General features: G+C 60.4%; 15 protein-coding genes. 12 read left to right on the top strand and 3 right to left on the bottom strand.

Translation table 11 applies throughout. The features are described from left to right. The first annotated feature begins 28 nt into the window (after window positions 1-28). From ACJ8IL_RS00375 to ACJ8IL_RS00365, 3 genes are all read left to right on the top strand, one after another. On the top strand, window positions 29-1,249 hold the full coding sequence (locus tag ACJ8IL_RS00375; RefSeq protein ID WP_197769621.1) for an NADH:flavin oxidoreductase/NADH oxidase family protein: 1,221 nt from the start codon (window positions 29-31) through the stop codon (window positions 1,247-1,249). A 506-nt stretch (window positions 1,250-1,755) separates the two neighbouring features. Further along, a complete protein-coding gene (locus ACJ8IL_RS00370; RefSeq protein WP_071826114.1) occupies window positions 1,756-3,138 on the top strand; it encodes a diaminobutyrate--2-oxoglutarate transaminase in 1,383 nt (460 codons plus the stop codon). Between the two features lie 18 nt (window positions 3,139-3,156). Further along, window positions 3,157-4,626 carry a pyridoxal phosphate-dependent decarboxylase family protein gene (locus ACJ8IL_RS00365; RefSeq protein ID WP_043137457.1) on the top strand — a complete coding sequence of 490 codons (1,470 nt, stop codon included), beginning with the start codon at window positions 3,157-3,159 and terminating at the stop codon, window positions 4,624-4,626. A 76-nt stretch (window positions 4,627-4,702) separates the two neighbouring features. On the opposite strand, the gene ACJ8IL_RS00360 is transcribed toward ACJ8IL_RS00365, so the two are convergent. Then, complete coding sequence (locus tag ACJ8IL_RS00360) at window positions 4,703-5,230, bottom strand: carboxymuconolactone decarboxylase family protein (protein WP_025302827.1); 528 nt, start codon at window positions 5,228-5,230, stop codon at window positions 4,703-4,705. Window positions 5,231-5,233: 3 nt separating this feature from the next. Continuing rightward, window positions 5,234-6,022 carry a cyclase family protein gene (locus tag ACJ8IL_RS00355; protein ID WP_025302826.1) on the bottom strand — a complete coding sequence of 263 codons (789 nt, stop codon included), beginning with the start codon at window positions 6,020-6,022 and terminating at the stop codon, window positions 5,234-5,236. 127 nt (window positions 6,023-6,149) lie between these two features. On the opposite strand from ACJ8IL_RS00355, the gene ACJ8IL_RS00350 reads away from it, so the two are divergent. Both ACJ8IL_RS00350 and ACJ8IL_RS00345 read left to right on the top strand, forming a co-directional pair. Then, a complete protein-coding gene (locus tag ACJ8IL_RS00350) occupies window positions 6,150-6,956 on the top strand; it encodes a helix-turn-helix domain-containing protein (RefSeq protein ID WP_226905806.1) in 807 nt (268 codons plus the stop codon). A 69-nt stretch (window positions 6,957-7,025) separates the two neighbouring features. Beyond that, window positions 7,026-7,931, top strand: a complete 906-nt coding sequence (locus tag ACJ8IL_RS00345) for a LysR family transcriptional regulator (RefSeq protein ID WP_442516273.1) — start codon at window positions 7,026-7,028, stop codon at window positions 7,929-7,931. 37 nt (window positions 7,932-7,968) lie between these two features. Here ACJ8IL_RS00345 and ACJ8IL_RS00340 read toward each other — a convergent pair whose 3' ends face one another. Further along, entirely contained in the window at window positions 7,969-8,610 is a 642-nt protein-coding gene (locus ACJ8IL_RS00340) for a TetR family transcriptional regulator (protein WP_197769624.1), read from the bottom strand. Window positions 8,611-8,703: 93 nt separating this feature from the next. Here ACJ8IL_RS00340 and ACJ8IL_RS00335 point away from each other — a divergent pair, with 93 nt between their 5' ends. From ACJ8IL_RS00335 to pqqE, 7 genes are all read left to right on the top strand, one after another. Further along, complete coding sequence (locus tag ACJ8IL_RS00335) at window positions 8,704-9,366, top strand: O-methyltransferase (protein ID WP_346419017.1); 663 nt, start codon at window positions 8,704-8,706, stop codon at window positions 9,364-9,366. 81 nt (window positions 9,367-9,447) lie between these two features. After that, entirely contained in the window at window positions 9,448-10,497 is a 1,050-nt protein-coding gene (locus ACJ8IL_RS00330) for a dipeptidase (RefSeq protein ID WP_049207640.1), read from the top strand. Between the two features lie 117 nt (window positions 10,498-10,614). After that, a complete protein-coding gene (gene pqqA, locus ACJ8IL_RS00325; RefSeq protein ID WP_004937827.1) occupies window positions 10,615-10,692 on the top strand; it encodes a pyrroloquinoline quinone precursor peptide PqqA in 78 nt (25 codons plus the stop codon). Window positions 10,693-10,750: 58 nt separating this feature from the next. Further along, a complete protein-coding gene (pqqB, locus tag ACJ8IL_RS00320) occupies window positions 10,751-11,662 on the top strand; it encodes a pyrroloquinoline quinone biosynthesis protein PqqB (RefSeq protein ID WP_442516272.1) in 912 nt (303 codons plus the stop codon). Window positions 11,663-11,671: 9 nt separating this feature from the next. Further along, a complete protein-coding gene (gene pqqC, locus ACJ8IL_RS00315) occupies window positions 11,672-12,427 on the top strand; it encodes a pyrroloquinoline-quinone synthase PqqC (RefSeq protein ID WP_025302820.1) in 756 nt (251 codons plus the stop codon). Then, complete coding sequence (gene pqqD, locus ACJ8IL_RS00310; RefSeq protein WP_016927749.1) at window positions 12,427-12,705, top strand: pyrroloquinoline quinone biosynthesis peptide chaperone PqqD; 279 nt, start codon at window positions 12,427-12,429, stop codon at window positions 12,703-12,705. The genes pqqC and pqqD overlap by 1 nt, the downstream gene beginning before the upstream one ends. Beyond that, the gene (gene pqqE / locus ACJ8IL_RS00305) at window positions 12,698-13,834 is read left to right on the top strand and encodes a pyrroloquinoline quinone biosynthesis protein PqqE (protein WP_442516271.1); all 1,137 of its coding nucleotides are present in this window, start codon (window positions 12,698-12,700) and stop codon (window positions 13,832-13,834) included. Before pqqD ends, pqqE begins: the two co-directional genes overlap by 8 nt. Window position 13,835: the final 1 nt, after the last annotated feature.

Genomic DNA, 13,835 nt, shown 5'->3' with positions numbered 1-13,835 from the left:
CATTCCCCCTGCGACAGGAACGTACCCGATGTTTACCCCACTGATTCTGCCCAACGGCAGCCGCCTGACCAACCGTCTGGCCAAGGCGGCGATGGAAGAAAATCTGGCCGCCCCGGGCCAACTGCCCGGCCCGGCGCTGTGGCGCTTATACCGCTATTGGGCCGAAGGCGGCGCCGGCTTGATCATCACCGGCAACGTGATGATTGACGGCCGCGCCATGACCGGCCCCGGCGGCGTGGTGCTGGAACAAGACACGCCGCTCGCCCCGTTCGAAACCTGGGCCAAGGCCGCGCGCCAGGGCGGCGCGCAGGTGTGGATGCAGCTTAACCACCCGGGCCGGCAGGTGATGGCGAACATGGGCGGCAACGCGTGGGCGCCCTCCGCCATCCCGCTGGCCATGGGCAAGCACAGCAAACTGTTCGCCCAGCCGCAGGCGATGGATGAAGCGCAGATCGCCGAGGTGATCGCCCGCTTCGCCGCCAGCGCGCACGCTGCTGAACAGGCCGGTTTTACCGGCGTGGAGATCCACGCGGCGCACGGCTACCTCATTTCCCAGTTTCTCTCGCCGCTGACCAACCAGCGCAGCGATCGTTGGGGTGGCGAGTTGGCGAACCGCGCCCGCCTGCTGCTGGAGGTGGTGCGTGCGGTGCGCGAGCGCGTCTCGCCGGGCTTTTGCGTGGCGGTCAAACTGAACTCTGCCGACTTTCAGCGCGGCGGTTTTTCATCAGACGATGCCCACCAGGTAGTGCTGATGCTGAACGATCTGCCGGTCGACCTGATTGAACTGTCCGGCGGCAGTTACGAAAGCCCGGCGATGCAAGGCGAAACGGCGGACGGCCGCACCCTGGCGCGCGAAGCGTATTTTTTGACCTTTGCCCGCGATCTTGCCGCGGTGGCCCGCATGCCGGTGATGACCACCGGCGGCATCGCCCGCCCGTCGGTGGCGCAGCGAGTGCTGGACAGCGGCGTCGCGGTGGCCGGCATCGCCACCGCCATGGCGGAGGTGCCCGATCTGCCGCACCGCTGGCAAACCGGCGAAGCCCCTCATGCGCTGCCCGTGCCGGTCACCTGGCGCAGCAAAGCGATGGCGTCGCTCGCCCGCATGGCGTTGGTCAAGCGCCGAATGCGCGCGCTGAGCGACAGTCGACCGCGCAGCGTGCGCTACTCCCCCCTATTCACGCTGATCGTCGATCGGTGGCGCACCCGCCGCATCCTGCAGCGCTACCACGCCTGGTTACGGCAACGTTAACGGCAACAGCGCCGGCGAACCCGGCCGGCGCTGCGTAAAAATCGCGCTTTTTTGATCGCGCTACGTGAAATCTGAGAGAAATCACCGATCTGGATGCTGCGCTTTTAACGGTTGGCCATTTATATTCATCACAAATTTTGTGTATATAAACGCTATAGGACTTAAGGTGGTGAATAGATAAAAATAAGCCGTTAATTCCTATTTATGTTATTAAACGGAAATTCACCTTATTAATAAGCGTATTAAAGCCGCCTGCAGGTTGGCGACGGAAAGGATTTTTGTGCCATGTTAACGATATGTTGTTTTTTACCGGCAAAACCAACGGTCAATAAATCAACAACATATTGATGAGCCTAAGAAAAAACTAAACAATTCAAAACAAAATCGGCTATTGAGTCCCAGGCGAAAAAGCCATATATTGGTCGCGCTTTTCACAAGGCAGTTACTTTTCTAATTCATTAATTCAATCGGAGCGTGTTGAGACCTTCGGTTGTAGGAGAGATATGATGACGGATAAAGTCCGTATTGATACTTTAGTTGCAAACTCATTAAACGGAAACAATGAAACCTATTTGGCGCGCCAAGCCGAATTTGAGTCGAATGTTAGGAGTTATCCGCGCAAATTGCCGTTGGCAATTGCGAAAGCCCAGGGCGTTTGGATCACTGATGTTGAGAATAATCAATATCTTGATTGCCTGGCCGGGGCAGGAACGTTGGCTCTTGGACATAATCACCCCGACGTCCTGCAAAGCATCCAAAATGTCATTACCAGCGGCTTGCCGTTACATACTCTCGATCTCACGACCCCGTTAAAAGATCGTTTCTCCGATTACCTGCTCTCTCTGTTGCCTGGCGAAGGCAAAGGGTATTGCCTGCAGTTCTGCGGCCCATCCGGTGCCGATGCGGTGGAAGCCGCGCTGAAGCTGGCGAAAAAGCACACCGGCCGTTCCGGCGTGATCAGCTTCTCCGGCGGTTATCACGGCATGACCCACGGCGCGCTGTCGGTCACCGGCAACCTGTCGCCGAAGGCGGCGATCAACGGCATGATGCCGGAAGTGCAGTTCATGCCTTATCCGCATGAATACCGCTGCCCGCTGGGCATCGGCGGCGAAGCCGGCGTCAAGGCGCTGACCTACTACTTCGACAACCTGATCAACGACGTGGAAAGCGGCGTGCGCAAACCGGCGGCGGTGATCCTGGAAGCCGTTCAGGGCGAAGGCGGGGTTAACCCGGCACCGGCCGAGTGGCTGCAGCGCATCCGCAAAGTGACGCAGGAGCATGGCATTCTGCTGATCATCGACGAAGTTCAGGCCGGTTTCGCCCGTACGGGCAAGCTGTTCGCCTTCGAACACGCGGGCATCGAGCCGGACATCATCGTGATGTCGAAAGCGGTCGGCGGCGGCTTGCCGCTCGCGGTGCTGGGCATCAAAAAAGAGTTCGATGCCTGGGAACCGGGCCACCACACCGGCACCTTCCGCGGCAACCAGCTGGCGATGGCCACCGGCCTGACCACCCTGCAGTACCTGAAAGAGCATAAGGTCGCCGATAAAGTGGCCGCTCAGGGCGAATGGCTCAAAGGCAAGCTGACCGAGCTGCAGAAACGTTATCCGGTGATCGGTCACGTCCGCGGTCTGGGCCTGATGATCGGCATCGAGATCGTCAAGCCGAACGAAGCGCAGGATCACATGGGCTGTTACCCGGCCGATGGCGAGCTGTCCGCGCTGCTGCAGAAAAAATGCTTCGAATCCGGCTTGATCCTGGAGCGCGGCGGGCGCAACGGCTGTGTGCTGCGCCTGTTGCCTTCCCTGCTGATCACCAATGATGAGCTGGGTATTTTCCTGGATAAATTTGAGCAGGCGCTGTTGGCCGCCGGCGTCAAGCCAGTCTGATTGGAGCGAATGACCGCGATGTCCAAGTTAAACCCGATTCTGGCTTCCTCGGCGCACAGCGCCGAGGCTTACCGCCAGGCGATCGCACAGAGCAGTGAAGCCGTCGTGCAGTGGCTGCAACAGCCCGAGATGTATCAGGGCAAAAGCGTTGCCGAACTGCGCGAGCGCATCCAGCTAGACTTTACCCCGCAAGGCCTGGGCAACCAGGCGGCGATCGAGCGCGCCATCGAGTACTTTTTGAAAGACAGCCTGTCGGTGCACCACCCGCAGTGCGTGGCGCACCTGCACTGCCCGAGCCTGGTGATTAGCCAGGCTGCCGAAGTGCTGATCAACGCCACCAACCAGAGCATGGACTCCTGGGATCAGAGCCCGTCGGCCACGCTGATCGAAATGAAATTGATCGAGTGGCTGCGCGCCCAGGTCGGTTACCCGTCCGGCGACGCCGGGGTGTTCACCAGCGGCGGCACCCAGAGCAACCTGATGGGGCTGATGCTGGCGCGCGACGCGTTCTTCGCGCGTCAGGGCCACTCCGTGCAGCAGGACGGTCTGGTGGGCGATCTGCGCAAGCTGAAGGTGTTCTGTTCTGAAAACGCCCACTTCTCGGTGCAGAAGAACATGGCGCTGATGGGCCTCGGCTATCAGTCCGTCACCCTGGTGAAAACCGATCGCTTCGCCCGCATGGACGTGAACGATCTGGCGGAAAAACTGGCGCAGGCCAAGGCCAACGGCGAGCAGGTGATGGCGATTGTCGCCACCGCCGGCACCACCGACGCCGGTGCCATTGACCCGCTGCGCGACATCGCGCGGCTGGCGGCGGAGCAGCAGATTTGGGTGCACGTGGATGCGGCCTGGGGCGGCGCGCTGCTGCTTTCCGAGCAGTACCGCGACTACCTGGACGGCCTGGAGCTGGTGGACTCCATCACCCTGGACTTCCATAAACAGTTCTTCCAGACCATCAGCTGCGGCGCCTTCCTGCTGAAAGACGAGCGCCACTACGAGCTGATGCGCTATCAGGCGGCCTACCTGAACTCCGAGTTCGACGAAGCGCAAGGCGTGCCGAACCTGGTGTCCAAGTCGCTGCAGACCACCCGCCGCTTCGATGCGTTGAAGCTGTGGATGGGGCTGGAAGCGCTCGGGCAGAAGCAATACGCCGAGATCATCGATCATGGCGTGACGCTGGCGCAACAGGTGGCGCGCTACATCGCCGATCAAGAAGCACTGGAACTGGTGATGCAGCCGCAGCTGGCCAGCGTGCTGTTCCGCTACCGTCCGGCGCAGCTGGCGGCGAACGGCGATGCGGCCGTCGCGCTGTTCAACCAGCGTATCGGTGACGCCCTGTTGGAATCGGGCCGCGCCAACGTCGGCGTGACCGAGTTCGATGGCGTGACCTGCCTGAAGATGACGCTGCTGAACCCGATCGTGACGCTGGAAGACATCAAGCTGTTGCTGGCGCTGGTCGAGAAAACCGCCCAGCAGCTGCCCGCGTAACCCTCTGCCACTGCGCATTAAAAGCCGATAACCCCAGGTTATCGGCTTTTTTATCGCGCTCACGCCGTGCGCGTATTCAATCCGTTGACATGTTTTCCCAGGATGTCGCTTGTAGGTCCAGATCGATTTCCAGCGTTTCCAAAAAGCGCGCCGTCATCATGTAGTGCCCAATCATTAATGCCAGTTCAGCCAGTTGAACCTCGTCATAATAGCGCCTGACCGCGTTAAATGTGTCGGCAGAGACCTTCACCTGCTTCACGCATTCATCGACAAAATGCAAGATGGCCGTCCCTCTGGCGTCGATGCCCACACCCTGCTCTATTTTCTCGATGTCGTCATCGCGCCACCCCGCAAGGATCGCCAGCGGATAGTGTTGCATACGCTCATAAGCGCTGTGGCTTAACGCGCCAACCCTTAATATGATCATTTCCCGATCTTTATCACACAGTCGCCCGGCCGGAAAAGAAGCGCCCAGGGACAGATATCCCTGCGCCGAACGGCTGGTTTTCAACAGACCCAGCGTAAGATTGGCGGGAAAACGGGCATATTGCTGCTGCTGCTCAGCCGTTAATTCACTCACTACCGGCAGTTTTATTCTGGCCATCGCTTATTCTCCCGCTTGAGCTTCGATAATTGCAACCGGCCGAGCCCAGCCGGCGGATGCCTTATAAACCTTCACCGGCAGACTGATCACGTTAAATCCACAGGGCGGCAGCAATTCAAGATTGCACAGTTTTTCAATCTGGCAATAAGGATATTGACTGCCGGCATAGTGCCCTTCCCAAATAAGCGAAATATCGCCGCTTTGTTCAAATTTGGTGCGCGTATGGCTGAATGGCGCGTCCCAGCTCCAGGCATCGGTGCCCACCACCCTGACGCCGCGTTCAGTAAGATACAGCGTCGCTTCACGGCCCATGCCGCAACCGCGATGAATAAAATCTTCGCTGCCGTAACGCCCGCCGGCCGCCGTGTTGACCAAGACAATATCGCCGGCGGCGATAGGATGGCCGATCCTCGCTAATTCACGCTCAATATCATGCGCAGTGGCCACATAACCGTCGGGAAAATGCCGGAAATCCAATTTGACGCCAGGGCCGATACACCATTCCAGCGGTATTTCATCAATGGTTTTTGACGCCGATCCGTCATCCATATGCGAATGGTAGTGATAAGGGGCGTCCATATGCGTTCCCGCATGGGTGCTCATGCGGACAAATTCCACCGCCCAGCCCTCCTGACGCGGCAGCGCTAAGGGATCCAGGCCGGGAAATGATTCCGCCAGCTGCAACGCTCCGCGCTTGTTGTCAACATACTCGATTTCCGGCAGAAACCGCTCCGGATCGGAAGCGATCCCGCTCATCAGCGGCACCGAAAGATCAATGATTTTACCGTACATATTGTTACCTTTATCCAGGGGAATGACCTGCCCAGAGTAAGCTTTCCCCATAGAATAGAAATGCCGATTATCAGACAACTTATTGTTATAATAGGAAGACGCAGCCATGAACGGACAGGAAGGCATCATGAAACCGTCAGAATTGACCGGGGAAATCCCAATATCGATTTGGTTCAGAAATAAATCCTGGCCGGCAGGAACGCAATTCCCTTTACAGGCGTTGCCATGGGGCAAACTGATGTATTCCATGAAAGGGTTGGCGGAAATAAATATTGAGAACAATATTTATTTATCCACACCAGAATATGCCATTTGGCTCCCCGTTAATACCGAACATGAATCCGTAGCAAAGAGTGCAATTGACTATGTCATTCTTCATGTCAGCCCCTCGCTATGCCAATCCTTACCGAGCAGACCGCAAACCCTGCGGCTGAATAAGATCGTCAAAGCGGTGCTGGCCGATTTTTCAGAAAGGCTTATTGGCTATCCGCACACGCCTCAGGACCAGACGCTGGTTACCGCGTTGCTTGAGCAGCTGGCGCTGTCGGAGCGTTTTGACAGCTACCTGCCGCTCGGCAGCGATGACGTTGTCAAGATCATGACCGAAAAGATGAGCGCCGCGCCGCACGATCTCAACACCCTGACACAATGGTCGGGCATGCTGGGCTTGAGTGAGCGTACGCTGTCGCGGCGATTTCTCGCCGCTACCGGCATCTCTTTCAATGAATGGAAGCTGAGAAGCAAAACCCTCATGGCGATGACGCTGTTACAGGAAGGGAAAGCCGTCAAATATGTCGCCTCTACCCTGGGATATAACGATCCGTCCGCGTTTATCGCCATGTTCAGACGGCAAACGGGCCAGTCCCCCTCCGGTTTTTTAGCGGTAAGTCATGGCACAGCGAAAACAGGCTCAGGCATAATGCATGGCGACTGATGCAGCATTCGCACGCACAAACTGCATCGAACGCCTTCCCCCCTATTCAGCACGACAGGATGCGCACGCATGACCGACCCTGATTTCAACCTGCTGATCGCACTCGACGCGCTGCTGACGGCGGGCAGCGTTGCCGGTGCGGCGAGGCGTCTCGGTTTAAGCGCCTCGGCGATGAGCCGCACCCTCAGCCGGCTGCGCACGGCCACCGGTGATCCTCTGTTGGTGCGCGCCGGCCGTCATATGGTGCTGACGCCTTATGCCGAAACGCTGCGCGAACGGGCGCGAAACGCGGCATTCGAAGCCCGCGCTGTGTTGCGTCCGGCGCAGGGAGCATTGGATCCCGCCGCGCTGGATCGTACCTTCACGCTGCGCGCCAATGACGGCTTCGTCGAGGCCTTCGGCCCGGCGCTGATCGCCGCCGCCGCCGAACAGGCGCCGCGGGTGCGGTTGCGCTTTGCGCCCAAGCCGGAGAAAAGCGACCGCCCCCTGCGTGAAGGTCTGGTCGATCTGGAGATCGGCGTGTTGGGTGACATGGGCCCGGAAATCCGCCTGCAGGCGCTGTTCCGCGATCGCTTCGTTGGCGTGATGAGAACCGCACATCCGCTGGCGCAACAGCCAGAGATTGGCGTCGCCGACTACGCCGCCTGCGGCCACGTGGTGGCCTCGCGCAGCGGGCGCATTCTCGGGCCGGTAGATGCCGCGCTGGCGGAGCTGGGGCTGGCACGCCATATCGCCGCCGTGGTGCCAAGCTTTCCCGCCGCGCTGGCGGTGGCGCAAGCCTCGAACCTGTTGGCGTTGCTGCCCACCTCTTTCCTGCAGGCTCAACCTGCCGATGGCCCGCTGCGCGTCTTCGAGCTGCCGGTGAAAACGCCGCCCATTACCGTCTCGCAAATGTGGCACCCGCGCCTGGACGCCGAGGCGGATCACCGCTGGCTACGGCAGCTGGTGCTGGCCGTTTGTCGCCAACGGGTATAGGCACTGCGCGCAGTGGGTGACAATGTCACAAAAAACCTTACGGCGCCACACGCCCGTTTAAATCGGCTAAATAAGCGCAGAACATGTCCGCCATCGCATCGGCATAAGACGCGATCTCGGTATCGGTTCGCGGCGTTTCGGAGAATTGCTTGCCCGCCGCCCCCAACGTGCCGACGATCAGATCGCCCGCCAACCGGCGAGTGACCTGCGGAACACCAGGCAACGCTTCGCACATGAAAACCTGCACGATATCCTTGCCGGCTGCCTTTACCGCCTGTGCCTCCGGCGCATCGCGGTAAAGCGGCGCCGCATCATTCAACGCTACGCGCATCTGCGCCTCTTCACATTCCGAACGGATAAACGCCTGCACCAACAACCGCAAGCGCGCGAACGGCGTTTTCTCGCGATCGGCCAAAATACGGCTCAGCATATCCGTGGTCTGCCGCCATTCGTCGCTCTGCAAACGAAACAGGATCGCCGCCTTATTGGGGAAATACTGATAAAGCGACCCGACGCTGACGCCGGCACGCTCGGCCACCCTGGCGGTGGTGAAACGCGCCGCCCCCTCCTGCGCCAAAACCTGAATAGCGGCGGTCAGAATAGCGGACACCAGTTCGGCGGAGCGCGCCTGTTGCGGTTGTTTTCTCGAAGAAATTTGCTTACTGCGGCGTTCAGTCATAGCGGGCGGTCAATGCGAATAGAGGAATGCGAATAGTTCGTCATATTATAACGGCATGCGCTAACGCGCTCCATTTACGACAGGAAATTTGCCATGAGTACCCTGACCACTGCCCCCTTAGCGCCGCTGCTAACCCGTCTGTTCCAACAGGCATCCCGCCGGTCCCCGGCGCTTGCCGCCCTGTTCCGCGACGTGCCGGACGCAGAGCAAAGCCGGCTGATGCAGAGCAAAACCGAGTACCGCGAACTCTACCACCGCCTGAAGGATTTCCCGCTGGCCGTGTCGCCGGAAACCGGCGCATTGCTGTATATGCTGGCGCGCGGTTGCCGGGCGCAAAACATTGTCGAATTCGGTACGTCGTTCGGCATTTCTACCCTGCACTTAGCCGCCGCGCTGCGCGATAACGGCGGAGGCCGGTTGATCACCTGCGAGTTTGAACCGGGCAAAGCGGCGCAGGCGCGCAACAACCTGACCGAAGGCGGCGTCATCGACCTGGTGGAGATCCGGGTGGGCGACGCCCTGGAAACGCTGCGCGACGATCTGCCGGCCACGGTTGATCTGCTGCTGCTCGACGGCGCCAAGGGACTTTACCCTGATATTCTCGACTTGCTTGAGAGCCGTCTGCGGCCCGGCGCGCTGATCGTCGCCGACAACGCCGATGACAGCCCGGATTACCTGGCGCGGGTGCGTGCCCCGGCGGCAGGCTATCTCTCCACGCCGTTCGCAGATGACGTCGAGCTGTCGATTCGGCTTTAAAATCCCCATCGAGCGAGGGTTGTTCCCCCTCGCTCGATGGGAGAACATAGCGTTCACGATGCCTGACTCAGTGAAACGCCCATGACGCTTCCCCCTCTCTGGCCGGTCTTCGACGGCCATAACGACCTGCTGCTCAATCTGTGGCTGCAGCATGACGACGATCCGGTCGCCGCCTTTTATTCCCGCGTCACGCCGGGCCACCTCGATTTCTCCCGCATGCGGCGCGGCGGATTTTTCGGCGGGCTGTTCGCGGTATTTATTCCTCCGGTCAGCTATATCGCCCAGATGCGTAATCAAACGCAGGACGAGGCGCAGGCCGCCTTCGATCCGCTGGCGATCGCCGAACGGCAGATCGCCATCCTGCAGCAGCTGGAGCAGGCTTCTCAGGGGCAGTTGCGCATCTGTCGCACCGCCACCGAAATAGAACAGTGCCGCCTCAACCGGCAAATCGCCGCGGTGCTGCATATCGAAGGCGCCGGCATGATCGATGCAGAACTGACGCAGTTGGAGGCCTTCTACCGGCTGGGCGTGCGCAGCATCGGGCCATTCTGGAATCTGCCAAACGCCTTTGGTACCGGCGTCAGCGGGTCGTTCCCCGGCTCACCCGATACCGGCCCCGGCCTGACGCCGGCCGGCGAGGCGCTGATCCGTGCCTGCAATCAGCGCCGCATCATGATAGACGTCTCGCACATGAACGAGAAAGCCTTCTGGCAAACCGCCGCGTTGAGCACCGCACCGCTGGTCGCTACCCACTCCAATGCCCATGCCCTCTGCCCGCAGCCACGCAACCTGACCGACGCGCAGCTGGACGCTATCGCCCAGAGCGGCGGGATGGTCGGCGTCAATTTCGGCACCGCCTTCCTGCGGGCGGACGGTAAACGTGACAGTGCAACGACCGGCTTAACAGAAATTGTTAAACACGTTGAGTATTTGATCGCTAAACTTGGTGAAGATCGCGTGGGGTTTGGCTCTGATTTTGACGGGGTCAACGTACCGCAACCGTTGGAGGACGCCGCAGGCCTGCCGCGCCTGACGCAAGCGCTGGCGCAGGCCGGGTTCGATAACCGGCTGCTGGAGAAGCTGACCTGGCGCAACTGGCTGAACGTGCTCGCCGCCACCTGGGGTGAATAACCCGGTTACGCTTTAAAGGTTGCGATCTCCGTCACATTTCGCCAACATTGTGCCGGCCGAATGCGAACGTTTCTCATTGGGTTCGACATATTACGATGCATGCTAAGGAGCACCGCTATGACTACCTGGACTAAACCTGAGTTTGTTGACCTGCGTCTGGGGCTGGAAGTAACGCTGTACATTTCCAACCGTTAATCGCCCGTCTGCCCGCCCTTCGCGCGGGCATTTCTTTCCCTCTCTTTCTGGTTTAGACATGCAGATAAAAGTTCTCGGCTCGGCGGCGGGCGGCGGCTTTCCCCAGTGGAATTGCAACTGCGACAACTGTCGGGGCGTTCGCGACCACAGCATCAGCGCCACGCGCCGCACGCAGTCTTCCATCGCTATCAGCGACGACGGTAAAAACTGGGTGCTGTGCAACGTTTCCCCGGACATTTGCCATCAACTGTTGGCCTCGCCCGCATTGAATAACCCCGACGTGCTGCGTGGCACCGGCATCGGCGCGATCGTGCTGACCGACAGCCAGATCGATCACAGCGCGGGCTTACTCAATTTGCGTGAGGGCTGTCCGCATCACGTCTGGTGCACGCCTGAAGTACATGACGATCTCAGCACCGGCTTCCCGGTGTTTCCCATGCTCTCCCACTGGAACGGCGGGCTGATTCACCACCCGGTGACGCCCGGTGAGCCGTTCCACACGGCGGTCTGCCCGACCGTGCGCTTTACCGCCATTCCGCTGCTCAGCAACGCGCCGCCCTATTCGCCGTATCGCGATCGTCCGTTGCCGGGCCACAACGTGGCGCTGTTTATCGAAGATACCGCACGCGGGGTCGGGCTGCTGTACGCGCCGGGCCTGGGTGAGCCGGACGAGGCGCTGATGCCGTGGCTGCGCCGCGCGGACTGCCTGCTGATCGACGGCACGCTGTGGCGCGACAACGAGCTGGCCAATGCCGGCGTGGGCCGCAATACCGGCAAGGACATGGGGCATCTGGCGCTGGCGGAAGAACACGGGCTGGCGGCTCTGCTCGCCACCTTGCCCGCCAGGCGCAAAATCCTGATCCACATTAACAATACCAACCCTATCCTCAATGAAGACTCGGTAGAGCGGCAAAGCCTGACCGCCGCCGGCATTGAAGTGAGCTGGGACGGCATGAATATCGAACTGTAGGGAACCGCCATGACGCAACCACTCCCCCTTGACCCACAGGCGTTTGAAGCGGCGCTGCGCGCCAAAGGCGCTTATTACCATATCCACCACCCGTACCACATCGCGATGCACAACGGCGAAGCGACCCGCGAGCAGATCCAGGGCTGGGTGGCCAACCGGTTCTACTACCAGACCAGCATTCCGATCAAAGACGCGGCGATCATGGCTAACTGCCCACAGCCGGAAACCCGCCGCAAATGGGTGCAGCGTATCCTGGATCACGACGGCTACGGCGGCAGCGAAGGCGGCATCGAAGCCTGGCTGCGCCTGGGCGAAGCCGTTGGGCTGCAGCGCGACACTTTGCTCTCTGAAGAGCGGGTACTGCCGGGCGTGCGCTTCGCGGTGGACGCCTACGTCAACTTCGCGCGCCGCGCCTGCTGGCAGGAAGCGGCCTGCAGCTCGCTGACCGAACTGTTCGCGCCGCAAATTCACCAATCGCGCCTCGACAGCTGGCCGCAGCACTACCCGTGGATCGACGCCGCCGGCTACGACTATTTCCGCAGCCGCCTCGGCCAGGCCAACCGCGATGTGGAACACGGCCTGGCGCTGGCGCTGGACTATTGCGACACCGTTGAAAAGCAGCAGCGCATGCTGGAGATCCTGCAGTTCAAGCTGGACATTCTGTGGAGCATGCTGGACGCCATGAGCATGGCCTACACCCTGAACCGCCCACCTTACCACAGCGTGACCGCCGCGCGGGTATGGCACAACCAGAGGCTGGTGTAATGACGCTGAACCCTGAACACACCCCCGTCTTCCGCCGCGGTTACCGCCTGCAATGGGAGCAGGTGCAAAACAGCCATGTGATCCTCTACCCGGAAGGCATGGCCAAGCTGAACGACAGCGCCGCCGCCATTTTGCAACTGGTCGACGGCCACACTACGCTGAACGGCATCATCGCCCAGTTGAACGCCCGCTTCCCCGGCGCCGAAGGGTTGGCAGATGACGTGCTGGAATTTTTCCAGCGCGCCTACGAACAAAAATGGGTGACCTTCCGTGACTGAAGCACGCGCGCCGGCGGTGAACCCGCCGCTCTGGCTGCTGGCGGAGCTGACCTACCGCTGCCCGCTGCAGTGCCCCTATTGCTCTAACCCGCTCGATTTTGCCGCGCAGGAAAAAGAGCTGACCACCGCGCAGTGGATCGAGGTGTTTCGCCAAGCGCGGGCGATGGGCAGCGTGCAGCTCGGCTTCTCCGGCGGCGAGCCGCTGGTGCGTAAAGACCTGCCCGAGCTGATCGCCGCCGCCCGCGATCTCGGGTTTTACACCAACCTGATCACCTCCGGCATCGGCCTGACCGAGAAAAAGCTGCAGACCTTCGCCGACGCCGGGCTGGATCACATTCAGATCAGTTTTCAGGCCAGCGATGAAACGTTGAACGCCGCGCTGGCGGGCTCCGCCAAAGCATTTCAGCAGAAGTTGACCATGGCCAAGGCGGTCAAGGCGCTCGGCTATCCGATGGTGCTCAACTTCGTGCTGCATCGCCATAATATCGGCCAGATCGACCGCATTATCGAACTGGCGATCCAGCTGGACGCCGACGACGTCGAGCTGGCGACCTGCCAGTTCTACGGCTGGGCGCACCTGAACCGTGAAGGCCTGCTGCCGACCCGCGAACAGATCGCCGATGCGGAAACCGTGGTGAAACGCTACCGCGAACGCATGGCCGCCGACGGCAAGCTGGCCAACCTGCTGTTCGTCACGCCGGACTACTACGAGGAGCGCCCCAAAGGCTGCATGGGCGGCTGGGGCGCCATCTTCATGAGCGTGACGCCGGAAGGCATGGCGTTACCCTGTCACAGCGCCCGTCAGTTACCGATCGCCTTCCCGTCGGTGCTGGAGCACGATCTGCAGCATATCTGGTACCACTCGTTCGGTTTTAACCGCTATCGCGGCTATGACTGGATGCCGGAGCCCTGCCGTTCCTGCTCGGAGAAAGAGCAAGACTACGGCGGCTGCCGCTGTCAGGCGTTCATGCTAACCGGCAACGCCGACAACGCCGACCCGGTGTGCGGCAAATCGCCGCACCACGGCACCATTCTGGCGGCGCGGGAAGCGGCGAACCGTTCGCAGATCGGTATCGATCAGCTGCGTTTTCGCAATCAGACCAACTCCCGACTGATCTTCAAGGGTTGAC

Source organism: Serratia sp. CY47444 (assembly GCF_052168635.1).
Classification (GTDB): domain Bacteria; phylum Pseudomonadota; class Gammaproteobacteria; order Enterobacterales; family Enterobacteriaceae; genus Serratia; species Serratia bockelmannii.
Note: the sequence above shows the minus strand (reverse complement) of the source record. Positions and strands in the feature narration are given on the sequence as shown.